The sequence below is a fragment of the Pseudomonas sp. lyk4-R2A-10 genome, assembly GCF_030209075.1.
Lineage (GTDB): Bacteria > Pseudomonadota > Gammaproteobacteria > Pseudomonadales > Pseudomonadaceae > Aquipseudomonas > Aquipseudomonas glycinae.
Genome location: NZ_JARVSR010000001.1, coordinates 259507 through 285370 on the forward strand (window position 1 = coordinate 259507; position 25864 = coordinate 285370).

17 protein-coding genes are annotated in these 25864 nt (G+C 60.6%); 7 read left to right on the forward strand and 10 right to left on the reverse strand.

Features of this window, described 5'->3' with window-relative positions; all coding sequences use genetic code 11:
* Positions 1-157 precede the first annotated feature (157 nt).
* The 4 genes from QRN46_RS01165 (at position 158) to QRN46_RS01180 (ending at position 4158) form a co-directional block, all read left to right on the forward strand.
* Positions 158-1261 carry an ABC transporter substrate-binding protein gene (locus QRN46_RS01165; RefSeq protein ID WP_011335694.1) on the forward strand — a complete coding sequence of 368 codons (1104 nt, stop codon included), beginning with the start codon at positions 158-160 and terminating at the stop codon, positions 1259-1261.
* A gap of 71 nt (positions 1262-1332) precedes the next feature.
* Positions 1333-2241: an ABC transporter permease gene (locus QRN46_RS01170; protein WP_201816315.1), complete on the forward strand. Its 909-nt coding sequence runs from the start codon at positions 1333-1335 to the stop codon at positions 2239-2241.
* Positions 2238-3086: an ABC transporter permease gene (locus tag QRN46_RS01175; protein ID WP_007960165.1), complete on the forward strand. Its 849-nt coding sequence runs from the start codon at positions 2238-2240 to the stop codon at positions 3084-3086. Before QRN46_RS01170 ends, QRN46_RS01175 begins: the two co-directional genes overlap by 4 nt.
* Before the next feature lie 16 nt (positions 3087-3102).
* Positions 3103-4158, forward strand: a complete 1056-nt coding sequence (locus QRN46_RS01180; RefSeq protein WP_011335692.1) for an ABC transporter ATP-binding protein — start codon at positions 3103-3105, stop codon at positions 4156-4158.
* On the opposite strand, the gene QRN46_RS01185 is transcribed toward QRN46_RS01180, so the two are convergent.
* Positions 4159-5088 (reverse strand): AraC family transcriptional regulator, encoded by a 930-nt coding sequence (locus QRN46_RS01185; protein ID WP_011335691.1) that lies wholly within the window; start codon positions 5086-5088, stop codon positions 4159-4161.
* A 335-nt stretch (positions 5089-5423) separates the two neighbouring features.
* Here QRN46_RS01185 and QRN46_RS01190 point away from each other — a divergent pair, with 335 nt between their 5' ends.
* Entirely contained in the window at positions 5424-5777 is a 354-nt protein-coding gene (locus QRN46_RS01190; RefSeq protein ID WP_201816313.1) for a putative quinol monooxygenase, read from the forward strand.
* A 43-nt stretch (positions 5778-5820) separates the two neighbouring features.
* Positions 5821-6063, forward strand: coding sequence for a hypothetical protein (locus QRN46_RS01195; RefSeq protein ID WP_007960172.1), 243 nt, complete (start codon positions 5821-5823; stop codon positions 6061-6063).
* Positions 6064-6067: 4 nt separating this feature from the next.
* Here the strand turns inward: QRN46_RS01195 and QRN46_RS01200 are convergent, their stop codons facing one another.
* Together QRN46_RS01200 and QRN46_RS01205 are read right to left on the reverse strand one after the other, a co-directional pair.
* Positions 6068-6697 carry a flavin reductase family protein gene (locus tag QRN46_RS01200; protein ID WP_011335689.1) on the reverse strand — a complete coding sequence of 210 codons (630 nt, stop codon included), beginning with the start codon at positions 6695-6697 and terminating at the stop codon, positions 6068-6070.
* A 124-nt stretch (positions 6698-6821) separates the two neighbouring features.
* A complete protein-coding gene (locus tag QRN46_RS01205) occupies positions 6822-7139 on the reverse strand; it encodes a hypothetical protein (RefSeq protein ID WP_011335688.1) in 318 nt (105 codons plus the stop codon).
* 348 nt (positions 7140-7487) lie between these two features.
* Between QRN46_RS01205 and QRN46_RS01210 the strand changes: the two genes are divergently transcribed.
* Positions 7488-8246, forward strand: a complete 759-nt coding sequence (locus QRN46_RS01210; protein ID WP_201816310.1) for a COG4705 family protein — start codon at positions 7488-7490, stop codon at positions 8244-8246.
* 63 nt (positions 8247-8309) lie between these two features.
* Here the strand turns inward: QRN46_RS01210 and QRN46_RS01215 are convergent, their stop codons facing one another.
* From QRN46_RS01215 to QRN46_RS01245, 7 genes are all read right to left on the reverse strand, one after another.
* Complete coding sequence (locus tag QRN46_RS01215) at positions 8310-9629, reverse strand: MFS transporter (RefSeq protein ID WP_011335686.1); 1320 nt, start codon at positions 9627-9629, stop codon at positions 8310-8312.
* Positions 9630-9843: 214 nt separating this feature from the next.
* Positions 9844-11172, reverse strand: a complete 1329-nt coding sequence (gene mifR / locus QRN46_RS01220; RefSeq protein ID WP_201816307.1) for a two-component system response regulator MifR — start codon at positions 11170-11172, stop codon at positions 9844-9846.
* Positions 11172-12932: a sensor histidine kinase gene (locus QRN46_RS01225; RefSeq protein WP_201816304.1), complete on the reverse strand. Its 1761-nt coding sequence runs from the start codon at positions 12930-12932 to the stop codon at positions 11172-11174. Before QRN46_RS01225 ends, mifR begins: the two co-directional genes overlap by 1 nt.
* Before the next feature lie 76 nt (positions 12933-13008).
* Positions 13009-15684 (reverse strand): RHS repeat domain-containing protein, encoded by a 2676-nt coding sequence (locus QRN46_RS01230; protein WP_011335683.1) that lies wholly within the window; start codon positions 15682-15684, stop codon positions 13009-13011.
* Between the two features lie 6 nt (positions 15685-15690).
* Positions 15691-18525 (reverse strand): RHS repeat-associated core domain-containing protein, encoded by a 2835-nt coding sequence (locus QRN46_RS01235; RefSeq protein ID WP_285354187.1) that lies wholly within the window; start codon positions 18523-18525, stop codon positions 15691-15693.
* Between the two features lies 1 nt (position 18526).
* Entirely contained in the window at positions 18527-21313 is a 2787-nt protein-coding gene (locus tag QRN46_RS01240) for an RHS repeat-associated core domain-containing protein (protein ID WP_201816299.1), read from the reverse strand.
* Positions 21310-25776 (reverse strand): SpvB/TcaC N-terminal domain-containing protein, encoded by a 4467-nt coding sequence (locus QRN46_RS01245; protein WP_285354188.1) that lies wholly within the window; start codon positions 25774-25776, stop codon positions 21310-21312. Before QRN46_RS01245 ends, QRN46_RS01240 begins: the two co-directional genes overlap by 4 nt.
* Positions 25777-25864: the final 88 nt, after the last annotated feature.

Below are 25864 nucleotides of genomic sequence, written 5' to 3' on the forward strand. Positions count from 1 at the left end.
AATGAGTTTTTATCGATAGTCAGGTGTTTTGCACGACCTCAGGATGAACCCGCTGATCACGTTCAAGCCCTTTGAAATCGGGGGGTTGGGCGGTTCCGATCACGCACGGCAAGGGTTGCGGTCAATCTCATACTTACAAAAATAATGGGAGTCCTAAATGGGCGAGCACGATCTGAACAGGCGTCAATTCATCAAAACCGTCGGCGTGGCCTCGGTGGCTGCGGCGGCCATGAGCATGCCCTTCATCCGGGCCAGTGCCAGCGACACCCGTTTTGCCGGCAAGACCCTGCGCCTGTTGACCTGGTCCGATGACACGGGCCTGGCCGCACTGCGCAATATCGCGGCAACGTTCGAAGCCAAGACTGGCGCCAAAGTGATTGCCGACCGCACTGGCAGCACCTCGGAAATGGTCGCCAAACTCAAGGCCGGCGGTGATCGTCCGCAGTACGACATCATCACTCTGGCTGGCGTTGGCGCCGAAGGTCTGGCCGCTGCCGGGCTGCTGGAAAAACCCGACCTCAACCGCATTCCCAACCTGATCGATGTCCCGGAAAAATACCGCACCGGGGCCAACGGTCACGGCATCGGTTACCTGTTGTGGTGCAACAGTCTGGTCTACAGCACCCGCACTCAGAAGGAAGCGCCGGACAGTTACGCCGCGCTGTGGGACGCCGATCTGGCACCGAACATTTTCCTGCCACCGCCGAACTGGACCGAGGCGATGGACCTGATCATCATTGCCGCCAAACTGGCCGGTGGTGACGAGCACAACATCGAGCCGGGCTTCAAGAAACTCGCGGAGCTGAAAGACCGCGTGGTGACCCTGGGCGAAAACCCCAACCAGATCGCCGAGCTGTTCCGCACCGGCTCCCTGGACATGGGCGGCCTCTACGCCCCGGCGTTTTTCCCCAAGCAGATCCGCGACCCGAACTATGGCCTGGGCGCCACGTTCGGCATGAAAGAAGGTTTCTACACCGACCTGATGCTCTCGGTGATGCCGAAGAACCGTCCGGGCGACACCGACCTGGCCTACGCCTTCATCGATCACTCCCTCGACCCGCTGGTGCAGGGCAAGATGGCCGAAGACATCTTCAACGGTCCGGTCAACGCCAAGGCGATCATCTCCGCCGAAGCACGCAAGAGCCCGTTCATCCTCACGCCGGAGCAGATCGCGGAGAAGGCGATCATGCACGACAACGCCTTCCTGGCGACCGTGCATGACCAGTGGATTCGTCGCTACACGGAAATCTTTTCTTCCTGACGCCGACCTTCCGGGGCACCGCATGATCGGGGTGCCCGGGAGATTCGTTTTCCATTGACGAGATCATTGCTATGGAACATCAATCCCTGACCCAACCGGTCGGCGCGGGTGACGTGCGCCCGGCGCGCGGTGTTTCGCCGACGGCGCGGGCGTGGTTTTTCCTCACGCCGTCGATGCTGTTTCTCGGCGTGCTGATTGCCGCCAGCCTGCTGGTGCTGCGCATGAGCGTCGGCACCAAGGGCGCGGAGTGGTCCGGTTTCAGCCTGGCCAGTTACGCGCAGTTGCTTGAACCCTACTACCTCAAATCGTTGCTGCTGACCTTGCGTCTGGCGCTGATCAGCGCGGTGGTCGCGGTGGTGCTGGCGATCCCGGTGGCGTACACCATGTCGCGCCTGACCTCGCCATTCGTGCGGCGAATTTTTCTGGCGGCGGTGTTGTTGCCGCTGCTGGTCAACCTGCTGCTGCAAAGCTATGGCTGGCTGGTGATCCTCGGTCCCGGCGGCATGCTCAACCAGACCCTGATGGGCCTCGGTCTGATCAAGCGCCCGATCATGTTGCTGTACAACCAGAACGGCGTGCTGATGGGCCTGGTGCAGACCGCGTTTCCGCTCGCCGTGTTGCCGATTGCCAGCGCCATGCGCGGTGTCGCCCGCAGCTACGAAGAAGCTGCCGCGACCCTCGGCGCCAGTCGTTTTCAGGTGTTCCGCCAAGTGGTGTTGCCGATGAGTCTGCCAGGCATCATCACCGGCGCGACCCTGGTGTTCGCTTACAACGCCAGCAGCTTCGTGGTGCCGCTGTTGCTCGGCGGTCGGCGCGTGCCGATGCTCGCGGTGATGGTGCATGACCAGATCGCCCCGCTGATGAACTGGCCTGCCGCGTCCGCCGCCGGGGTGGTGCTGATCGTCACTACGCTCGCCATCATGACCTTGTCCGAATACATCACCGGCCGCCGTCGCCGTCTGCTGGAGGCTTCGCAATGAGTGCCCTGATCAAGAAGCGTCAGTCGCTGTTGCCGGGCGACACCGGCAAGTTCGCCGGCATCCTGTCCGGGATCATTTTGTTCCTGGCCGTGTTGCCGATCCTGACCATGATCGTGATGTCGTTCAGCGGCGCGTCGAACCTCGACTTCCCGCCGAGCAGCTACAGCCTGCAGTGGTACAAGGCGGCGTGGCACACCTTCGTCTCGCCGGATGCCAGCGATGTGCTGAGCCTCGGCCAGGCCATGGGCACCAGTTTGCTGGTGTCGTGCCTGACGATGATTTTCGCCACGCTGATCGCGGTGCCGGCCGCCTACGCGCTGACCCGCTGCGAGTTCCGTGGCAAGGGCGTGGCGCTGCAATTGATGTCGCTACCGCTGGTGTTCCCGATGGTGGTGCTGGGGCTGGCCTTGCTGCTGGTGTTCGACAGCCTGCCGTTCCACATGACCACCTCGCGGCTGGTGATCGCCCACGTGATTCTGGCGCTGCCGTTCGTGGTGAAGAACTGCACGGCTGCGATGCTTTCGATCGGCAGCGAAGTCGAAGAGGCTGCGCAGATGCTCGGCGCTTCGCCGCTGCGGGCCATTGTCGACGTGGTGGTGCCGCTGATGAAATCGGGGATTCTGGCGGGGATGCTGCTGGCGTTCATCGTCTCGTTCAACGAATTCACCGTGACCTATTTTCTCTACACCATCGACGTCATGACCGTGCCGATCTGGATGTACAGCCGCACCGTGTCATCGCTCGACCCTACCGTGTTCTCGTTTGCCGTGCTGATCGTGCTGATCGACTTCGTCCTGATCTGGGCGCTGGAGAAGCTGGTCGGTGAGGGTGGCGTTTCGTTTTGATTTCTTGAGGTGATTTATGTCTGGTCTGATTCTGGAAAACGTCGAGAAACACTACGGCTCGGCCTGTGCGGTAAAAGACGTCAATCTGCATTTGCCCGAGGGCAAACTGGTGTGTTTCCTTGGCCCGTCGGGCTGCGGCAAAACCACGTTGCTGCGCATGATCGCCGGGCTGGAAACTCTCACTGGCGGCGAGATCCGCCTGGACGGCGAGGACATCGGCCACACCCCGGCGCACCTGCGCAACTTCGGCATGGTGTTCCAGTCGCTGGCATTGTTCCCGCACATGACCGTGGGCGAGAACATCGCCTATCCGCTGAAACTGCGCGGTGTGAGCAAGTCTGATCAACAGACACGGGTGGTGGAGTTGCTTGAGTTGATCCAGCTGCAACCGATGATCGATCGCCCGGTGGCCAAGCTGTCCGGCGGTCAGCGTCAGCGGGTGGCGATTGCCCGGGCGATTGCCTCGCATCCGAAAATCCTGTTGCTCGACGAACCGCTGTCGGCGCTGGACGCCAAATTGCGTGAGTCGATGCAGGTGGAAATCCGCCAGCTGCAACAACGCCTGAACATCACCACCATCATGGTGACCCACGATCAGCGCGAGGCCATGACCATGGCCGATATCGTGGTGGTGCTGGGTGAGCATCGGGTGCAGCAGGTGGGGACGCCGATTGAAATCTATCGGCATCCGGCCAACGAATTCGTCGCGGATTTTATCGGCTCGGGGAATATTTTTCCGGCCACCGCGCTGGGCGATGGCAAGGTTGTGCTGCCGGGCGGCGATGCCCTGCAAGTGCCGATCTGCAGCAGCATCGTGGTCGGGCAGAAGGTGAAAATGCTGATCCGCCCCGAAGACCTGCAACTGTCACCGCCCCAGGCCACGGCGGGCAATCGTCTGCTGGGCAAGGTGACGTTCGTGCGGGATATTGGCGCGACGATCGAGACTACGGTGGAGTGTTCCGGCGTGACCTTCACGGCGCTGAGCACGCCGTGTCAGGGCTTCGGGCTGGGGATCGGGCATCCGGTGTCGGTGACATTGCCGAGTGAGGCGTGTCGGGTACTCGGCGCCTGATCAGACACTCAATCGCAGGCGCGCCAGATCCCGCAACGGCGGCGCGCCAAACAACCGGCTGTACTCGCGACTGAACTGCGACGGACTTTCATACCCCACCCGATACCCCGCCGCCGAAGCCTCCAGCCCCTCAGCCAGCATCAACCGCCGCGCCTCTTGCAGGCGCAGCTGCTTCTGATACTGCAACGGGCTCATCGCCGTCATCGCCTTGAAGCGGTGATGCAAGGTCGAGACGCTGAGGTTCACTTCCTTCGCCAGGTCATCAATACGCAGCGGTTGCTCGAAGTTGCCGTTGAGCCATTTGATCGCCTGGCTGATGCGGTGGCTCTGGCTGTTGGCGATGGCGATTTCGTACAGCCGATGGCCCTGAGGACTGCGCAGCAGACGATAGAGAATCTCCCGACGGATCAGCGGCGCAAGCATGGCGATGTCTTTCGGTGCGTCGAGCAGGCGGGCCAGACGCAGCACCGCATCGAGCATCGCACTGTCGATTTTCTCGACATACAGACCACGTCCGGTCGGCCGGGTCGGTACGCCCATCGGGCCGGCGTCGGCGATCAGCGCGGTGATTTCCGCAGGATCAATGTCCAGGCGTACGGCGAGGATCGGCTCTTCGGGCGAGACATTCACCACCCGACCGCTCAACGGCATCGAAACCGACACCACCAGGTAATTCAGCGGATCGTAATTGAAGAATTCGTCCGCCAGCCGTACCTCTTTGCGACCCTGGGCCATGATGCACAGCGCCGGTTGCGCGAGCACCGGGGCGAAATCATGGGACTGGGTGTGGCGCGACATGAACAGCGAGCCGACGGCAGTGGCATAACTGCCATCTTCGGACGTGTTGCGGCGAATGATGGCCGCCAGTTCCGCGCGCTGCTTTTCCATGTCGGCATCGGGGGGCCCCTGAAAACGATCGAATGACGTCATGCACAGCCTCCTCGGCAAGGGATGGAATGGGAGCAGAGCATAAGTTTGTGCAAGCGCGAGCGGTAGACACATCCTGTCAAATGCTTGCCTGATCCTGCATGGGTTTGTTGGCTCGTCCAGCCATAGCAGGACGCAGGTCGGCAGAGTTGCCCGAAACCGGTGTGACAGGACGGTGACAGCAATTCACGACTTGTTACAGGTCTGCAAGACAGTCTCGCAGGATTGTGCAACGCGACGGCAGGAATCGACTAACGGCGAGCCGTGCCCGGCCCTTAACCTTGGATCCTGTCGCAGCACGTCCCCGGCTGCCACGCAACTTCCTGGGAGGGTTGAACATGTCCAAGCAGATTCCCGTCAGTCATATGGCCTTCGTTCGAGCGCGTGCCGGACGCTCGGCGGAACTCGGCATGCGCTTGAGCGCCCTGATCGAGCCATCCCGCGCCGCCCCCGGTTGCCTGAGCTTCGCCTTGCAGCATTCGCAGTGTGATCCGGAGTTGTGGCTGGTCTCCGGTTTCTGGAGCAACCAGCACTCGATGACCGCTTATTTCAGCAGCCCGTCGATGGAAATCTTTGCCGAGCTGGTGCAGGACCTGGTGGTCAACAGCCTGGATTTCCACACGTTCAAGGAAGTCTCGGCTGCACAGGCCGTAGGGCAATGCACTGCGCCGATACACAAACTCGCCGGTTGAATGTTTAATGTCCGGCTTATCTGACTGAGCCAGGACCTGCGATATGGCACGTAAAGAGTTCGAACACTTCGAAGCGGTTTCCGCTGTCGTCCCCGTCGAGTTGGGCGGCAACAAGGGTTATCACGCGGCGATTGCCGTCAAGGCCCTGGTCGACGGCGGCGCACCGCGCTTTCACAAACTGCTGAACGATCAGGTTTTTCCCGGCGCCATCGCCGCCGATGAAGCCGCGATCAATGAGCTGGACAAGCTCAAGGGCGTCACCGACGACGCCGAGCTGATCTGGTAAGCGCTTACTTCGTCGCCCCCGGGCGCCACATCTTGAACAACGCCTCCGGCCCCAGCTGGAAGTAGTCCGCCGGCCCGCCGCCCCGCAGTATCGGTTCGGCGGCGGCGGTGTCGTAGATCCCGTCCTTCAACAGCCATTTGGCAATGTGCACGGCAACCACTTCGCCGAGCACCAGCCAGCTCGGCACGGTCTCGCCGTCGGCGCGCTGCAACTGAATGATCTGGGTGACCTTGCATTCGAAGGACACCGGGCTTTCGGCCACGCGCGGCACGGCAATCACTTTCGACGCCACCGGCGTCAGCCCCGCCAGTTCGAACTCGTTGACCTCCGGCCCGACCATCGCGCAGCTCTGGTTCATCTGCTCGGCCAGCGGGCGGGTGGCGAGGTTCCAGACGAATTCGCCGGTCTGCTCGATGTTGTTCAGGCTGTCTTTGCGACCGACGCTGGAGAACCCGATGATCGGCGGAATGTAGTTGAACGCGTTGAAAAAGCTGTAGGGCGCCAGGTTCAGCCGGCCCTCGGCATCCTGCGAAGAAATCCAGCCGATGGGACGCGGGCCGACGATGGCGTTGAACGGATCGTGCGGCAGGCCGTGGCCGTTGGCCGGTTCGTAGAAATGGATGTCATCGGGCATGGCGGGTGTTCCTGGAAACGGCTGTCAGAGAGCGGCCATAGTGCAAGGACGGGCGGCTGATTTCCAGCCCTCCAGACATGACTAAGCCCGGCCGAAGCCGGGCTGTGGTGTGTGTATTTGATGATCAGCCGATGGCTTCGGCAGTTCCGGTTTTATCAAAGCCGTCAGCGGCGATGGCGTTGGCGGTACCGGTCTTATCGAAACCGTCAGCAGCGATGGCGTTGGCAGTGCCGGTTTTATCGAAACCGTCAGCGGCAACGGCTTTGCCGACGTTGGTCTTGTCGAAGCCGTCGGCAGCGTAGGTGCCGGTGTGGCTGGTTTCGATGGCAGCGCTGGCGCCGGAAATGAAGTCGGCGGATTTGGTTTTGTCCGAACCGTCGGCGGCAAAGGTGTTGGCGGCCAGTACGGACAGGGTCAGGGCGAGGATCAGTTTGGTTTTCATGGTCGTTCTCCAGATTCGGAATTCGTTGGCGATGTGTTTCGCATGGGGTTCATGCTACGCCAACTAAATTGATTAAAAAGCGCAAAATAATGCTAAAAACAATCGATTAACTTGATATTAAGGGCGACGCATTCAATTCGCTTTCGTCGTCGGAGCGAGCGTCGCGCAGGTAATCGATCAGGTAGGTGCAGGATGCGGCAGGGGCATTAACCGGTGATTAATCGCCGTTTTTTGCGTGCGTGACAGATTTTTCATGGATTCCCGACCGGTTTTTCACCCGAGCAACGCCAGTCTGCCCACGGCCATAAAGCCAAAAACCGGCCGTCACACACTGGAGCGTTGCCCGCGATGAATAAACTGCCTCAAATCACCCTGGCCTTCTGGGTCATGAAAATCTGCGCGACGACCCTGGGGGAAACCGCGGGGGATTTGTTGTCGATGACCCTTAACGTCGGCTACGCCATCAGCTCGCTGATCCTGATCAGCGTGTTTGTCCTGACCCTGATCACGCAATTGATGTCCAAGACCTACAAGCCGCTGCTGTACTGGATCGTGATCCTGTCGACCAGCACCGCCGGCACCACCATGTCGGACTTCATGGATCGCACGCTGGAACTGGGTTACGCCACCGGTTCCATGATTCTGATCGCGATCCTGCTGGCGATCTTCGCGGCATGGCGCCTGAGCGGCGACTCGCTCAACGTCACCAAGGTGCAGAGTTTTCGCGGCGAGATGTTCTACTGGATGGCGATTCTGTTCTCCAACACCCTGGGCACCGCGCTCGGCGATTACCTGGCGGACGACTCCGGCCTGGGCTTTGCCGGTGGCGCGCTGTTGATCGGTTCGGCGATTGGCGTGGTCGTGCTGCTCAAGTACTTCACGAAGATTTCGTCGGTGGCGCTGTTCTGGGTGGCGTTCGTGCTGACCCGGCCGTTTGGCGCAACCCTGGGCGACTTGATGACCAAGTCCCATGAGAAGGGCGGTCTGGACTTCGGCACCATCGGTTCGTCGGCGGTACTGGCGGGGATTCTGCTGGTGATGATCGTCGGGGCGTCGTATGCGCAGAAGCGCTATGGCAGCAAACAGGGCGTTGCCGAGTTGTCCTGATCGGGAAATCGGACAGGAAAGAAAACGCGCGAAGGTCTTGCACCTTCGCGCGTTTTTTTGTGATCAGTCAGTGACGATCCGAGAATGTTTCTGCGTGTCTTTCATGGTGATGTACACCAGCAGGGACACCGCGATGCACGCGGTCACGTACCAGTAGTAACCGGTTTCCATGCCGATGCTCTTGAACCACAGTGCGATATATTCGGCGGTGCCGCCGAAGATCGACACGGTGAGTGCGTACGGCAGGCCGACGCCCAGGGCGCGGATTTCGGTCGGGAACAGCTCGGCTTTCACCACGGCGTTGATCGAGGTGTAGCCGCTGACGATGATCAGCGCCGCCATGATCAGGAAGAACGCACCCCACCAGGTCTGGATGGTGTGCAGGGTCATCAGGATCGGCACGGTGAAGATCGTCCCGAGCACGCCGAAGGCGATCAGGATCGGGCGACGCCCGATTTTATCGGAAAGGCCGCCGATGATCGGTTGCAGGCACATGAACAGGAACAGCGTGGCGGCGGAAATGGTGGTGGAGTCGGAGATGCTCATGCCGACGGTGTTCACCAGGTATTTCTGCATGTAGGTGGTGTAGGTGTAGAACGCCAGCGTACCGCCCATGGTCAGGCCGACCACGGTCAGCAGTTCCTTCGGATGACGAAGCAAGGTGCGCATGGCGCTTTCCTTGGACTTCTCTTTCTTGGTGAACGACTCGGTTTCTTCCATGCCACGACGCAGGTACAGCGCCACGATTGCGCACAGCGCACCGATGGCGAACGGAATACGCCAGCCCCACGCGTAAAGCTCTTCGGTGGTCAGGAACTGTTGCAGCACGATCAGCACGCCCAGCGCGATGAGCTGGCCGGAAATCAAAGTCACGTACTGGAAGCTGGAGAAGAAGCCGCGACGATCCTTGGTCGCCATCTCCGACAGGTAGGTCGCCGAGGTGCCGTATTCGCCACCGACCGACAGGCCTTGCAGCAGGCGGGCGAACACCAGCAGGATCGGCGCGCCGACACCGATGGTTTCATAGCCCGGGCTCAGGGCGATGATCAGCGAGCCGAAGCACATCAGGTAAACCGAGGCCATCAGGGCTTTTTTGCGTCCGACCTTGTCGGCGTACAGCCCCATCAGCCAGCCACCGATCGGGCGCATCAGGAAGCCCACGGCGAAGATCGCGGCGGTGTTGAGCAGTTGGGCGGTGGTGTCGCCTTTGGGGAAGAAGGCTTTGGCGAAATACAGCGAGAAGGCGGCATAGACGTACCAGTCGTACCACTCGACCATGTTGCCGACGGAACCGCTGAAGATCGACTTGATGCGACTGGCGGTGGTTCGTTCTTTGGCCGGCACGGCAGCCGACCCAAGAGGCAGGGCGTTGGAGTTATCCATTGAAGGATCCTTCGTTTAATTGTTTTTGTGGAGCGCGTTGGAACGCAGCCTGCGAGGGCTATAGCAGGAGCTGTGCCAACGGGGGGAGGGCCGGTTTAGAGGGGTTGGGGAGATGGGTTGAGCGGGATTTTGCCGATAGGAACTTGGCGATGAGCGGATTTCCGCCTATCTGATCGTTCCCACGCGGAGCGTGGGAACGATCAATCAAGAAGGATCAATCGGGAATAAACATTTCCCGGGTCAATCCATGGCGCTGCATCTTTTCATTAAACGTACGACGCGGCAGTTGCAGTTCCTCCAGCACGGCTTTCACATCGCCCTTGTGCCGGGTCAAAGCAGCCCGCAAACACTGCGCCTCAAACGCCTCTTGCTGCGCCGCCAGCGACTGCCCCGGATCGATACCCTGCACCGGTTCATCCAGCCCCAGCACCTGCCGCTCGGCCACGTTCGCCAACTCGCGCACATTGCCCGGCCAGTCGTGACTGAGCAGGTGGCTCAACTGCGCGCCACTGAGCGGCGGAAAGGTCCGGCCCAAACGCTGGGCGGCACTCTGGGCGAAGGATTCGAACAACAGCGGAATGTCTTCCCGACGATCACGCAGCGGTGGCAATCGCAGCTCTGCGACGTTCAGCCGATACGCCAGGTCCTCGCGAAAACGCCCGGCCCGCGCTTCATCCAGCAAGTCGGGTTTGGTCGCCGCGACGATCCGCAAGTCCACCCGGATGCTCTGGTTCGACCCCAGCCGCTCCAGCTTCTGCTCCTGCAACACCCGCAGCAGTTTCACCTGCTGGGCCAGCGGCATGCTTTCGATTTCATCGAGAAACAGCGTGCCGCCATCGGCGTATTCCAGCTTGCCGATGCGCTTGCCCGAGGCGCCGGTGAACGCGCCGCTCTCATGCCCGAACAACTCGGCTTCGAACAACTGCTCGGGGATCGCCGCGCAGTTCAGCGCCACGAACGGCTTGTCGGCGCGCGGGCCGAAGTCGTGCAGGCAGCGGGCGACCAGCTCCTTGCCGCTGCCGGTTTCGCCACGGATCAGCACATTGACCGGCAGCGTCGCCAGATCAAGTACCTGCCGGCGCAAGGTCTGCAAGCCACGGGACACACCGAGCAGTGTCGCATCCAGTCTGGCGCGGTTGTCGGCCTGCTCGTGCAGGGCACGGTTTTCCAGCACCAGCCGACGCTTGTCGAGCGCCCGGCGCAGGCTGCCGAGCAGAGTCTCGGGGCTGAACGGTTTTTCCAGAAAATCGTAGGCGCCGTCGCGCATCGCTTCGACCGCCATCGGCACATCACCGTGGCCGGTCAGCAGAATCACCGGCAGATCGGCATCCCGGCGCTGCACTTCGGCCAGCAGTTCAAGACCGCTGAGGCCGGGCATGCGCACGTCGCTGACAATCACCCCGGCAAAATGCGCCGGCAGCGCCTCCAGGCATTCCTCGGCGCGGCTGAACAGCTGCACCTCGAACCCGGACAGGCTCAGCCATTGCTCGACGGCACTGCGAATGCTGCTTTCGTCATCCACCACCATCACGGAATTGAGCATCAGATGTGCGCCTCCAGATCGATCGGCAAGGTCAGGCTGAACACTGCGCCATTGTCACCATTTTCGACGCACAGGCGCCCGCCGGATTCATGGACGATGGCGAAGGATACCGCCAGTCCCAGGCCCAGTCCGTCACCCACCGGTTTGGTGGTGAAGAACGGATCGAACACCTGACCCAGATGTTCGTCGGCGATGCCGCCGCCGTTGTCGATGACGCTCAGGCGCCACAGTTGCTCGTCGGCTTCCAGGCGGATTTCCAGACGCTTGCACGGCTTGCCCTGCATGGCATCGAGGGCATTGCGCAGCAGATTGATCAGCACCTGCTCCAGGCGGATCGCATCGCCGCGCACCCAGGCCGGACGGGTCAGGTGCAGCACCAGACTGACCTGCTCATCGCGAAGACGCGCATCGAGCAATTGCAGGGCCTGATCGACCACCGTCGCCAGATCCAGCCGTTCGCGCAAACCGCTGGGGCTCTTGCGGGCGAAGGTTTTCAAGTGGCCGGTGAGGGCGGCCATGCGCGTGAGCATGTCATCCACCGGTTTGAGTGCCTTGTAGGCGTCATCGACCCGGCCATGATCGAGCAGCAGGCGCAGGGTCGCCAGTTGCATGCGCTGGGCGGTCAACGGCTGATTGATTTCGTGGGCCAGCGCGGCGGACATCTGCCCCAGTGCCGCCAGTTTCGCTGATTGCACCAGACCGTCCTGGGCGGTGCGCAAGTCGCGGGTGCGTTCCTCGACCAGTTGCTCAAGCTCTTCGCGGCTGCGCTGGCGCATCTTCGCCAGACGCCAGCGCTGGTTGAGGAACAGCAACAGGAACACCAGCGCCAGCCATACCCCGGCAGCGGCGAGCCCGGCATTGCGCTGATCCTCGAAGGACAGTTGCGGACGGCGCAGCAGATGCAGGGTCCAGCCTTCGGCGCTCAGCGGCAGCGATTCCCACAGGTAATCCGCCGTGCCTTGCGGGCCTTCGACGCGGCGCAGATCACTGTTGTCGTCGAAGCTGCGCAGCGCCAGATGCGTCAGCGGCACCAGCGACTGTTTGTCGTATTGGCGGGTGGCCTTGATCTCGCGGTAATCGGCCGGGCTCAGCGGGTGCAGCAGGCGATAGCGCCAGCCGGGCTGGTTGGCGATGAAGATGATCCCGCGTGCATCGCTGACCAGCAGGGTGTCATTGCCCTGGCTCCATTCGCGTTCGAGTTCGGGGAATTCGAGCTTGACCACCATCGCCCCGAGGAACTCGCCGTTGTCGCCGAGCACGGCGCTGGACAGGAAGTAACCGGGAATCCCGCTGGTCACACCGACTGCGTAGAAACGCCCGGTGCCCTGAGTGCGGGTCTGACTGAAATAGGGGCGAAAGCCGTAGTTGTGACCGACGTAACTGCTGGGCAGACGCCAGTTGCTGGCCGCCACCGCCAGGCCGGTGCGGTCGAGCAGTTCAAGGGTCGAGGATTGTGCAGCGCCGTTGATCTTTTCCAGTTTCAGATTGAGCGCCGTTTGCTGTTCGGTACTCACAGGACCGGCCAGCGCCGCGCGTAATTGCGGGTCCAGTGCGAGCACGGCGGGCAAGGCGCGATAGCGGTCGATCAGGGTGTGCAGCGAGTTGGCATACAGCGCCAGCTGTTGATTGGCCCGCGCGGCGTCTTCTTCCAGCGCCTGGCGCTCGGCGTGGCGGATCGCAAGCGTCGCGGCGAGGGCGGCGCCAGCGATGATCAGCAGGGTATACAACGACAGACGCAAGGTACGGGAAGTCGGCAGCATGCTGGGTCAAAGGGGTGGCAGGACGGGCGGGCACGATAGCATGTGCCCGCTCGGTACGGCGTATTGTCGAAGCGACTCAGACGTACGTTTCGCTCATCCTGCGTTGCAATTGCGGCTGCATTTTTGTCCTGGGTTTGGGGATCGGCTTTTTCAGTGGCCGATGACTGTCTTGCTGTGCCGATTGGAGCAGTTCGGCCAAGCGTGCCGTTACCCCGTCTGCTTCGCTCGGGGAGTCGACAAGCTGGCGCGCGGTACTCAATACCTGATCAATGGCGTCAAACGGATCGAGCCCGGTTTTGAGCAGTTTCATGACTTCGCGTTGTTGATCGCCCATCAGGTCATCCAGCTGACGATAGAACATTTCCTGAAGCCGTTGCGGATAAGAACCGAGATTGTCAGCTGCAGCCTTGATCCTCTGCTGGAGTTCACCGGCACCGTTGATCAGGTTCTTCGTCCCTTCCACAACATTGGCTGCGGTATCGGCGACAGCTGTCACTCCCGCGGCGATTTCCCGGGTGCGAAGGGTTTCCACGGCCTTCAGGCTTTTTTTGAAAAAGTGGTAACGCAACAGCGGAAAAGCGATGGCCCCGACGAGCGTGCCCACGGCTGTGCCGATCAGGTTGCCAATACCCGGTAAAGCGGTGCCTAAAACCGCGCCGACACCCGCACCTTTTGCCGCGCCGTAGAGGGCAGATTTGATCCCGTGCCGGGACTTCATGAATGTGCCAAAAGTGATGCTTTCGCGCAGTTCGTTGATGTCGGCGTCTTCGGGAACAAGGCCGTCGAATTCTCTCGCAAGGTAGTCCAACTGACCTGCTGCGGTTGCCGCTTTGTCGAGCACGCCGATAAAGCCTTTCGCCACATCAAAAAGCACCTTCACATTGCCCGTTTTGTCGACATGGATAATCGGATTGTTCCCCACGAACGCATAGAGATTCAGTCCGTCGACAGTGCCCGCCCGATCGGCACTGACCCAGCGCCCCAGCCAATCGGCGTAGTAGCGGGCGCCGTAGTAATACAGCCGGGTGACATCCATTTCCTTGCCCGAGTAACGGACGGTCTTGTAATCGACCTCCACGGCGGAGTGCCTGGTATAAACGGCTGTGCCGCCGAATGGCAGATAGCGCTCGTCGGTGATCAATCGCGCCTGTGCATCGAGTTCCCTGACAGCCGAACCCAGGTGATCCGGCAGCGTGAATCGCAGCTGGTCGGCACCGATTTTTGCCGGATCCTTCTTCCAGTGCAGGCAGCGCGCTGCGCCAGATCCGATATCGAGCGTGATGACGTGCAACTCCTCGCCGTTGTCCTTGGTGCGGATCTCCAGCCCCGGCAAATAGCGCACTTCATGAAAGTGACTGACTTTCGTTGTGTGGGTGTCGTGGCGTTTGTAGACCCGCTGGCCCCGGCTGTAGCGGTAATACTCTTCATCGTTGGCGCTGCTGCCGTTGCGATCGACGAGCGTCACCTTGTCCAGTTCGCCATGGGCGTTCCAGTGCATCGGCACGCCGGGTTGCAGGGCCCGCAGGTTGCCGGCAGGATCGAACCGTTGGCTGAAATCCGGCGGCGGATCGCCGGGTTTCCAGCGCACGCCGCGATTGCTGGCGGGGTCGATGCACATCTCGAAGGTGTGGCTGGTGCCGTCGCGCACGTGGATGGTTTTGACAAGATTGTCGCCGTGGTCGTAATCGTAGTGCTCGACGTAATTGCGTCGGTCATCGGGATTGGTCGACTGGGGCAAACCGAGCCTGTCCGAGGGCGGGGCGTCGCTGTAGCCGGTGGCGCTAATCAGTCGGTACAGCGTGTCGTAATCGAACTCCTGATGGCCATCGACCCGCTGGTTGCTGAAGTAGGTCGGCGTGTAGGCGTGATCGAGAATGCGGACGATATTGCCCACCCGGTCGTATTCATACTTGAAGTCCTGAAGCACCGGTCCCGAGCCCTTCTGCGCGCGGTGACAGTGCAGGCGCCCATCGGCGGCGCGGTAGTGCCAGTGGCTGGTCACACCGTTGCCGGCCTGTTGTTCGATGAGCTGTCCGGAGGCGTTGTACTGCGCATCCTGCAACACGGTTTGCCAGGTGGTCTGTCCGTTGATCTGCAATTGCACGCGATTGAGTTGACCGGCCACGTCGTATGTCGACTGTTGCTGGTGTCCCCCGGCATCGGTCTGCGTCAACACCGCGCCCAGCGGGCTATAACGGCGACCGCTGACGAACGCGTTGCCATCGTGAAAGGTGCGGGTCTCGCGCAGTGCCTGACCGGACAGTCCAAAGCTGCGAACATCCACGGAACCCGACGGATCTTCCCGCCGGATCAGTTGCCCGCGCAGGTTGTGTCCGGGATCGGCCGAGCGATCAGCGTAGGTGAAGGTCTCGATATCCGGCGTGCCGTTCTCTTCAACGGTCAACGGGCGCAATTGGTTGTCGTAGGTCGTAAGCCAGTGATTGCCCCGTGCATCCCAGCGCCGAGTTTCTTCTCCCGACCGACCGGGCAGAACCAGGCTTGTGCCGGCATCGACACTCTGGACCCTTAGTGGCTGGCCACTCAGCGCAAAAACGGTCACCTGACTGGCAATGGACAGACGCGGATCGCGTTCAGTCACGGTTCGTCCGCCAACATCATGGTGTTGACGGGTAATGAGTGCCTGCGCGTCCTCGCCCGCCACCTTGCGCAGGTAGGCAATTTGTCTGATGGCCTGACCTTGAGGGTGAGTGGCCGACACTGATGGTGTGTACGAGTCAATGGATGGGTTCATTTGAGTTCACGCTGCAGCTTTTTGGCTGGCCCGGTGGTGTCGAACCGTGTCAGCCAGACCATGGAGCATGTCAGTGATGTGCCTTGTCTGCCGATCCAGGTCATCCAGGTCAATCCCGCCGATACTGGTCGTGGAGAGTGCATTGGCAAATCCATGAATCGTGGCATTGCTCGATTCGATCTCATCAACGAGCCCAAGAATCTGGCGTTCGAACTCCAGCATCTTCGCGCCTGATTTGTCCGAGAGCGCGCCCATGGTTTCATCCACAATCTCTGGCAATCCCAGCAGCACAGCAACGCCGGTGCCGATAGCGCTGACCGCTTCGGAAGGCATGGAGGTCAGCGCCGACTTCAAGATATACCCGGAAGCCTGAGTCGCAGCTTCCTTGGAAAACTTCAGCTGGGATTTCTGGCTGTCCGGTTTCATGTTCTGGTATTTGGCTTTCAGATATTCAAACGGCTCCATCTGCTTGTATTCGGCTTTTTGAATGATCTTTTTCGCCGTCAGTTTGCTGGTTTTCAAGTTGACCGGCGCGCTCATGCCCGTTCGTTCGGCCACATAGTCGATCAGGCCGCTGACCGCAATTTTTGCGCCGATGCCCAAGCCGGCCCCCACCACATTTCCCACGCCGGGCGCTACGGCTCCCAGGGCCTGGGCGCCGATCCCGACGCCGACTCCCACGCCATAGCTGATGCCCTTGCCGATGATCAGCGTCAGGGTTCTGCGGGTTGCGGCAAGCGCCACATCAAGACCGGAACCCATTCTGTCGAGTTGTTTTGCAGCGTCGCTTGCGCGCTCCTTGGTGAGCCCGAGTATTTCAATGTGACGCGTCACCTGTTGGCTCATCTGGTCTTTCATGTGACGCGTTGCGATGGCCTGCCTGTTTTTGGAGTAGCTGGCGTTTTGCGAGGCAATGATCCGGTCTACGCCTGCATTGATATCTGCCACGGTGGGCCATTTGACTTTGGCTTCGCCGTTGACGTCGACGTGATTGACCGGGTTGTTCCCCACGAACGCGTACAGATTAGGCCCGTCTACAGGGCCTGCCGGATCGGCGCTGACCCAGCGCCCCAGCCAGCAGGCGTAGTAACGGGCGCCGTAGTAATACAACCGGGTGACATCCATTTCCTTGCCCGAGTAACGGAGGAACCGGTAATCCACTTCGATCAGCGCACGCGCCGCCATCCAGGCCGTGGCACCGAATGACAAGTAGCCTTCCCGGCTGATTATCTGCGCCTGTCGATCCAGTTCCAGCGAGACCGACCCCAGATGATCTGCGAGGGTATAGCGCAGTTGATCGGCATCGATCCGCGGCGGTTTTCCGGCCTTCCAGTGCAGGCAGACCGCGTTGCCGCTGGCCAGCGACAGGTTGATCAGGTGCAGCTCCTCACCGTTGTCCGGGGTGCGAATCTCCAGCCCTGGCAAATAACGCACTTCATGGAAGTGGCTGACTTTTGTCGTGTGGGTGTCGTGTCGCTTGTAGACCCGCTCGCCCTGGCTGTAGCGGTAATACTCTTGGTCATTGGCACTGCCGCCATTGCGATCGACGAGGGTGATCTTGTCCAGTTCGCCGCGCCTGTTCCAGTGCATCAGGACGCCGGGTTGCAGGGCCTGCAGGTTGCCGGCACGGTCGAACAGCCGGCTGAAATCCGGTGGTGGATCACCGGGTTTGCAGCGCACGCCGCGATTGCTGGCGGAGTCGATGCACATCTCGACGGTGTGGCTGGTGCCGTCGCGCACGTGGACGGTCTTGACGAGATTGTCGCCGTGGTCGTACTTGTAGTGCTCGACGTAATTGCGTCGGTCATCGGGGGCGGTCGGCTGCGGCCGTCCGAGGTTGTCCGAGGGCGCGGCATCGCTGTAACCGGTGGCGCGAATCAGCCGGTACAGGGTGTCGTAAGTTAACTCGCGGTGACCATTGATCCGCTGATTATGGAAATAGGTGGGCGTGTAGGCATGATCGAGAATGCAGGTGATGTTGCCCATCCGGTCGTATTTGTACTCGAAGTCCTGAAGCACCGGTCCTGAGCCCTTATGCGCGAAGTGGCGATGCAGGCGCCCGTCGGCGTGGTAATGCCAGTGACTGATCACGGCATTACCGGCCTGTTGTTCGATGATCTGCCCGGAGGCGTTGTACTGCGCATCCTGCAACACGGTTTGCCAAGTGCTCTGACCGTTGATTTGCAATTGCACGCGATTGAGTTGACCGGCCACGTCGTATGTCGACAGTTGCTGGTGTCCCCCGGCATCGGTCTGCGTCAACACCGTGCCCAGCGGGCCGTAGGCGCGACGGCTGACAAACGCTTTGCCATCGTGAAAGGTGCGGGTTTCACGCAATCCATGCCCCGTCATCCCGACGCTGTGAAACTCGACGGTACCGGACGCGTCGCTCTGTTCGATCAACTGTCCGCGCAGGTTGTACCCGGGATCGGCCGAGCAGTCGGCGTAGGTGAAGGTCTCGATATCCGGTGTGCCGTTTTCTCTGACGTTCAACGGTCGCAGTTGATGGTCGTAGGTCGTGAACCGGTGATTGTCCCGTGCATCCCAGCGCTGAAGTACTTCTCCCGACCGACCGGGCAATACCACGTTCGTGCCGGCATCGACACTCCGGACCTTGAGTGGCTGGCCACTCAGCGCAAAAACGGTTATCTGACCGGCAACGGACAGACGCGGATCCTGCTGCTCGATCGGGTGCCCGGCAACATCGTTGCGCAAGCGGGTGATCAGGGTGTCCACGGGACCGTCTGGGACTGTGCGTAGATAGGCAATCTGCCTGAGCGCCAGGCCCCGGCCATCATTGGCAGTGACCGAGGGCGTGCGCAGGTGAATGCTATTTGCCATTTCACGTGGTCCGGTTGCGGGACGGCGATTTAACATGAGCCTGGCTCAGCAAGTATTGATTGTCCGTGGTGCCCATCTCCTTGTAGTAGGCCAGTCCTCTTTTGGCGTGCGCGATATCCGCCATGACGGCTCTGGTTTGCTGCCGCAAACCGGCTCTGCTGATCGGTGCCAGCGTGTCTTTTGAGGTCGTCATGTTGACGTTGGGAAGCACATCCGCCGGATAGAGCACGTCGCTGCCTAATGCATCAAAGGCATTCTCGACCCATGTCGAGCGTTCCTGTAGAGCGGTTTGCCAACCGTTGAGCATGTCTTCGATCTTCTGGATCTTGACCGGGTCAAGGCGATTCTTGATGTCCTCAACCTCGATTGCCCGGGCAAACAACTCCAGAGCGGCGGGGATGATCGATATCCAAGAGCCCATTACTCTGCTCATCAGGAAGTAAGGGTTGATCACCGAGTTGAGCGCCGGATGCACGACCTCATCCTTGAAATCGCTCCAGTTGCGTATTTCCTTGACGGCACCCGTTATGCCGAGGTCGCTGTCAATCGCTGCCACGGACAGTTTCGAGGTCTGTGGGATCAGCGGGCCGATATGGAACGGCATCTTCCTCAACGGTACGTCTGCGATCGCTCCCGACACATCGCCCCCGATGTTGCCGCCGATCACTCCACCGGGTGTGGTGTAAGGCGTAGTGGTCGGGAACCCCGGCATGACCATGTCGATTTGTCCGCCGCCGATCAGGCCGGCCTCATAGCCGATTGCACCTTTCAGGCCTTCGACCGCCACGTTGGCCATCAGGCTTAGTGTGAAGCCTTTTTGCTTGATGATGTTGTGCAGCCTGTGGAGTGTGTATTCGGCATTCCCGGACACCTGGGAAACAAAACTGTTGTACAGCATGATGGTCGCCTCCGCCCTGGTACCTCCCGCAGGATCCACGTAGCGCAGTGGGCTGTTCCCGACAAACGCATATCGATTCGGCCCGTCCTCATCTCCCGTCGGGTCAGTGCTGACCCAGCGTCCCAGCCAAGGCGCGTAATACCGCACCCCATAATGATAAAGCCCGCTGCGATCCATCTCCTTGCCCGAGTAGCGGATGAACTTGTAATCCGCCTCCACGAGTTTGTCTGCGACCATCCACGCGGTTGCACCGAAGGCGAAATAGCCTTCCTGGCTGATCAGTCGCGCGTTCTGGTCGAGCTCGGTCACGCTTGAGCCCAGATGATCCGGCAGGGAGTAACGCACCTGATCGGCGTCGATGCCGGGCGGTTTGCCGGCGACCCAATGCAGGCATGTCACTTCGCCGACGCCGGTGGCTACGGTGATCCGGTGCAGCTCTTCACCCGAGCTTTTGCTGCGGACCTCCAGATTGCCCACGTAGTGCACTTGCTCGACATGGCTGACCTTGCGAGTGTGGGTTTCGAGGCGTTTGTAGACCCTGGCGCCCTGGCTGTATTGATACAGCTCCTGGTCAGGTGGACCGCTGGCATGTTCCACCAGGGTCAGTGACTCCAGTTGATTGCGGCTGTTCCACCGCATGGGTTGACCCCGCTGCAGCGCTAGCTGATTGCCGGCACGGTCGAACAATGCGCGGAAGTCCGGAGCCGGATCGCCCGGTTTCCAGCGCACACCACGGTTGCTGCCCGGGTCGATGCACATCTCGAAGGTATGGGCACTGCCGTCGCGGACATGGGTGAGCAGGGTCAGGTTTTTGCCTTCGTCGTATTCGTAGGTCTCGACATAGTTGCGCCGGTCCCGTGGGTCGGTTGGCTGAGGCCGGCCCGGGTTGTCTCTGGGCGGGGCGTCGCTGTACCCGGTGGCGCGGATCAGCTGATAAGTCGTGTCATGGTCAAACGTGCGCTGGCCGTCGACCCGCTGGTTGCGGAAATATGTCGGTGTGTAGGTGTGGTCAACAATGCGGGTGGTGTTGCCCACCCGGTCGTATCCATACCCGAAATCCTGAATCGCCTGCCCTGAAGCCTTTTGCGCGTACTGTCGCAGCAGGCGTCCGTCGGTGTCCCGGTAGCACCAGCGGTTGGTCACGTCGTTGCCGAGCCGTTGTTCGGTGATCTGGCCGGCGGCGTTGTAATCCGCACCTTTCAAAACCGGCTGGAAGGCTTGTCCGTCGAGTTGCAGTTGTACCTGGACGAGTTGCCCGGCGATGTCGTAGGTCGACTGTTGCAGGTGCCCGCCGGCGTCAGTGGTTTGCAACAGTGCGCCGACGGCGCTGAAGACCCGACGGCTGGTGCAGGTTTTGCCGTCCTTGAAGGTGCGGGTTTCTTCCAGCGTCTGTCCGTGCATGCCGAAGCTGTCGAGGGCGAGCGTGCCTGATGGATCGCTCAGCGCCGTCATCTGTCCGCGCAGATTGTGTGTCGGGTCGGCCGAAGCGTCGAGGTAGTGGAAGGTTTCGAAGTTCGCTGCACCGTTTTCCGTGACGGCCCGCAGACGCAGTTGCGGGTCGTAGGTCATTTCCCGGTGATTGCGGTTAGCATCCCAATTCTGAAGAAGCTCGCCACCGACACCCTGCAGCACCGTGTTTTCGCCACCGTCAACGTTGATCGTCCTGATCGCCACGCCGTCCAGCCTGTGCACCGTTGTGGTATTGGGCGTGGGCAGACGCGGATCGCGCAGCGCGACCAGTCGGCCGGCAACGTCATATTGCTGTCGGGTAATGAGCGCCTGCACATCCTCTCCAGCCACCCTGCGCAGGTAATCGATGTGTCTGTAGGTCTCGCCGCGCGGTCCGTTGACGGCCACCGTCGGGGTGTGCCAGTGCACGCTGGCGTTCATGGCTTGACTTTCTTCGCAGGTTTGACGGGCTGTTTGGCGGGTTTCGCAGACTTGCTCGCCGGTGTGTCGTCGGTGTCATTGAAGTCGTAGCTGCATTTGAACCACGGGTGCAGGAGGTCGAACGCCAGGTGGCCCAGCGCATTGATCGTCTGTATCGGCCGCCCCAAGGCGTCGTAGAACATCCGGTCGTGATAGCCGTGCTCGCGCATCGCGCTGTCGTTGATACAGCGGTGGGTATTGAGGAAGTAGGCGCGGTAGACCCGGATGGTTTCGCCCTTGTGGTTGTATTCCACGCGACTCTGCACCCGCCAGCGCGAGCCCCGGGTGGCCGGCATTTCGATCGGTTTGCCATCGGCGCCGGTCACGAGGTCATCCTCAGGGGTGGCGACAAAGGCATCGCCCTGCGGGACGAGCTGTTTGCTTTGCAGCGCGCGGCCGAAGCCGTCGAAGTAGCGGATCGTCATTTGAATCTGTTGCTGCGGGTCGGTGGGGTAGCGGTCGGCAACCAGGTTGAGGCTGTGTACCGGCTGCTTGAGGGTGGTTCGGATGAACTTGAGCAGGGCCTGTTCGCTGGTGCTGCGTTTTTTCAGCTGGTTCAGCCAGCGCAGGGCCGAGGCGCGGATGTGGCCGTCGGGCAGAATCAGCCCCTTGGCGATCCATTCCTTTCTTTTGATGGGCAGCGTTTTGAGCGGGAGTACCGGCATCCAGCTTTGCAGGTCGGTGCGCACCACGCTGGCAGCGGATGCCAGGGCGGTTTTCGGATTGGCGAGGGCGTATTCGACACTCAGGTCAGGCTGAGGCGGGTAAGCGGAAAGGGGAGCGAAACCGGCCTGAGCGCCGTTTTCGGTGCCATAAGAACTGAGGGCGGTGGGTTGCCTGTCTGCGTCGTACAGCACTTCCTGAATGTTCTCGTTGGCATCCTTGACACTGCACGGCAGAAGGGTGTGCCAGTCGTATGCCATGATTGTGGCGCAGCCGTCCGGCAGGGTGAGGGTCTTGGTCACCAGATGGAGCGGGTCCCAGGCGATGTGCGTCACGCCATGGCTGGCGGTCTGCTGCACATCGGTGACGTGGAAAAATTGGCTGGCATCGGCGTAGGTGAAAAAACCGCTCAGGGATGACCACAGGTTTTTCAGTTTGTCCTCTTCCGAATCTTCGGGGAGAAACAGATTCATCGGCTCATAGCCGATCTTGATCAGCTCGTCCCGAATGACAATCGGGACGTCGTCGTAGGCAGACAGTGCTTTCTTGTCGAACACAGCCTGTTCCATCGGGCCTGCCAAAGGTGGGTAAAGCATTTTGCCGGCGGCCTCCAGATAGGTCTGCTGCGAAAGCGAGGTCAGTTCGCGCGCGGCTTTCCATGCGGCGCTGTCTTTATGCCGATCGAAATTTTCGAAACTGATGTCCGCTGCGCGCAAACCGCCCGGCAGAGAGCCTTTGGGCAGCCTCATCGCATTACCACGCTGGCGGCAGGGCAAACCGAGCAGCCAGTGGCCGTTACTGGTCAAGTGAGTGAATTCGGCGAGAGCTTCCGTCAGATAAAAGCATTGCTGTTGCTCATCGTGGCTGTCCAGCCAGGCGCGTCGTTGATCTTCCTGATCGAAGGGCGGTTCGTCATTCTCGGTGCGGCGACGAGCACAAGCGACGGTAAAACCTTGTGTCAGATGACCGTATTCGTCCCACGCCAGATTGACCCTGTGTTCAACGCGTGGATCGTCCATGAAGCGTTCGTATTGATGGCTGCGGTTTTCCAGTTCCAGCACCAGCAGACTGGAGGGAGTTATGTTCACCTCTCGCACCAGATAGCGCGTTTCGCTCAGAGAGAACAGGCGCGCGGGGGCGGGGTCGTCTGCCTGGCAGACTTCGGTGCGAAGCAGGCGACCGGCAAGGGCGTAGGCGGTTTCGCGATCATCCTCGGCTTTGCGCCGCTTGCGAATGCGCTCTTTACGGCGTTTGGCATCGAACGCTGAAAAGACCGTGGGGCCCAGCGATGTGATTTCAGGGTCGAGTTCGCAGATACCTTTCAAAACGGGGTCAGTGCATTGACCGGTATGAAACCAGTGCGTCACCTTCATCGGCGCCGTATGGCCGTCTTCAGCCTTGCCAGGTTCCAGTTCACTGTCGATCTGACAGACCCGGCCGAAGCCACGGAATTCCCGTTCGATACCGTCGTAGGAACCTTCTTGATAGTCGAATGACTGCTTCAAGCGGTTGCCGGTGATTTCATCGAGTTGTTCCAGCCAGTGGAGCACCATCTGAGGAAACGGCAACCGGCTGACCGGATGCCTGCGAGCCATCAGTTCCCGGCGTTTTTCGTCCAGCCAGAATTGCGCACTGCTGCGATGTTGCAGCGTGGCGCTGTAGCCCATGTTGTTGTTGCAGCCGGTGAGCAGGTAGGGCCGTTTACTGACGAAGTGATACACCCAGTGCTGCGGTTTCATGTGGGGTTTGGTCAACAGCAGGCTGGCGCAGCCAATGCCTTGCAGATCGGCGAAGGTCACCTGGCAGAGGTTGTCGTAGCGAATGCCGGCAGGCCACGGGACACGCACGGGTGTCGGGGCCAGGCCGTTGCCACCCTGGTTGAACCAGATCTCGAAGTAATCCGAAAACAGGTAAATGAAGGCCGGGGCGCCGGAGCCGTCCAGGTCGGCGATGCGTACCCGGTCGGCATCGAATTTGCCATAGTCGAACAGCAAGTCGCTCAGTTTGAAACCTTCTCCAAACCGGCCATGTCCGAGGCTGGCCCAGCAGCGGATTTCATCGTGACGGATCCGGCACAGCTCCATGCCGCTGGCGCCCATGCCACTGAATGACACCAGTTCGCTGCGGGCATTGCCGAACAGCGGCAATCTGTCCGGGGTATGGGGCACATCCTGGCCGGGAGCAAATCCTTTTTCCCGCAGGTTGGCATACACCCGCACGCTGTTCGGGCCGATCAACGCCATGGAGTCCAGGCCATCGCCGCGCAGGTCGCCCAATTGTGCCAGTTGATGGAAAAACTCCACGGGAAACTGGTCGAACGATTTGAAAGGCGCCCAGCTGCCATCCGGCTTGAGCGTGTAACACCCGCTGCCACCGGGCTGCGCGACGACCCAGTCCAGACAGCCGTCACCGGTGAGGTCGGTAAGAATCTGCACCACCGGTTTGCTGCTGTCGGCGTTCGGAATCAGCGGCAGCAGGGTCCAGGGGCCGTAGACGATTTCGTCTGTGCCGGGCGTGCCGCGCAAGGGTTCGCGGAAATACCAGGCCCCGTCGTGCTGGCAGAGAAAACCGGGCAGGGCTTCACCGTAAAGATCGACACAATGGTAGGGCTGGCCGTCGTTGAGACCGGGCATGTGATCAAGTTGCAGAAAGGGTTTGGGGGTGGTGTCGAGTATCAGCGCCTCATAAAAATATTCGAGGGGCGGCATGTGTTTGACGTGACCTGTAGCGTCGTAACTCATGTAGTGCGCTGCTTTCAGATGATTGTATCGATGCGATGTGGATTCGTGCTCCAGTAACAGGCGATTGACCAGCGCCGGAGCGGGGCCGATGGCATTGAACAGCAGGAACTGTCGGCACAGGCGCCGAGTGCCGACTTCAAAGCCATGGCGATGCATTCGAAACGGATCGGAACGCACCGTCCAGGCATCTTCATTGGCGGGGTACGGTGGAACATCGTCATGCCCGGAGACGCGTTCGCCGTAGTCAATGATCAGTCGGAACAGCCAGTCGAGTAATTCGGGTTGAGCGTGATCAAGACAGTACAGATCGGCACTGGCGGTCTTGTTGCAATAACAGACCTGGCGCAGATAGCGTTGAGCACTGTAGTCAAAACGGGCGTCAGTGGTTTTGTCGTCGGTCTTGTACTGGTAAAAGATGTTTTCGCCCACGGGGTTCCTGACTTCCGTCAGCAACCACACAGCGATATGCGCCGGGGCTGCCGGGTCATGGATGCAGGAATCCAGGGTGTTGCCATAGCAATATCGAGTGCCATCGGCTCCAGAGACCACCCAGAACGGATGACCGCCATCGGTGGGCGTCCAGAGTTCGTAGCGGGTGAATGTCGTTTCCAGACGTGGAATGTAGAGCACCACTGAATAGGTTCTGGCGCTCCTGCCTTTACCGCGCGTACGCTTTTTTGCCTTGATCCTGCCGCGCGTTGTCCGTTCGGGCCGCAGGTCGGTTCCGTCAGCCTGCATGACATCGTCGGCTGCATATTTCGGCACGCCCTTGCTGGTCTTGCGCGAAATGGAAGCCACCGACAGATCCCAGCCAAGTCCGCATTTGCCGTTGCCCGCATTGCCGTCATAAACCAGCTGCAACTCGGGATTGAGCGTACGGGCGTTCAGGATCGGCAGTGGCAAGGTGTAAGACCGCTGCCCGGTCGCACCGATCTCTCCCCAACTGCGCCCGTTAGTAGCAATGGACGCTGTCTTGGCAATGGAAGGAGGAGTAACGAGCGCATCTGCATCAAGGGCCATGGCAACGCAACCTGTGAACGTTCAGATTGCACGCTAACAGAGGGGGGTTGGCCGCGGCACCTGTCAGATCTGACAGGTGCCGACTGAC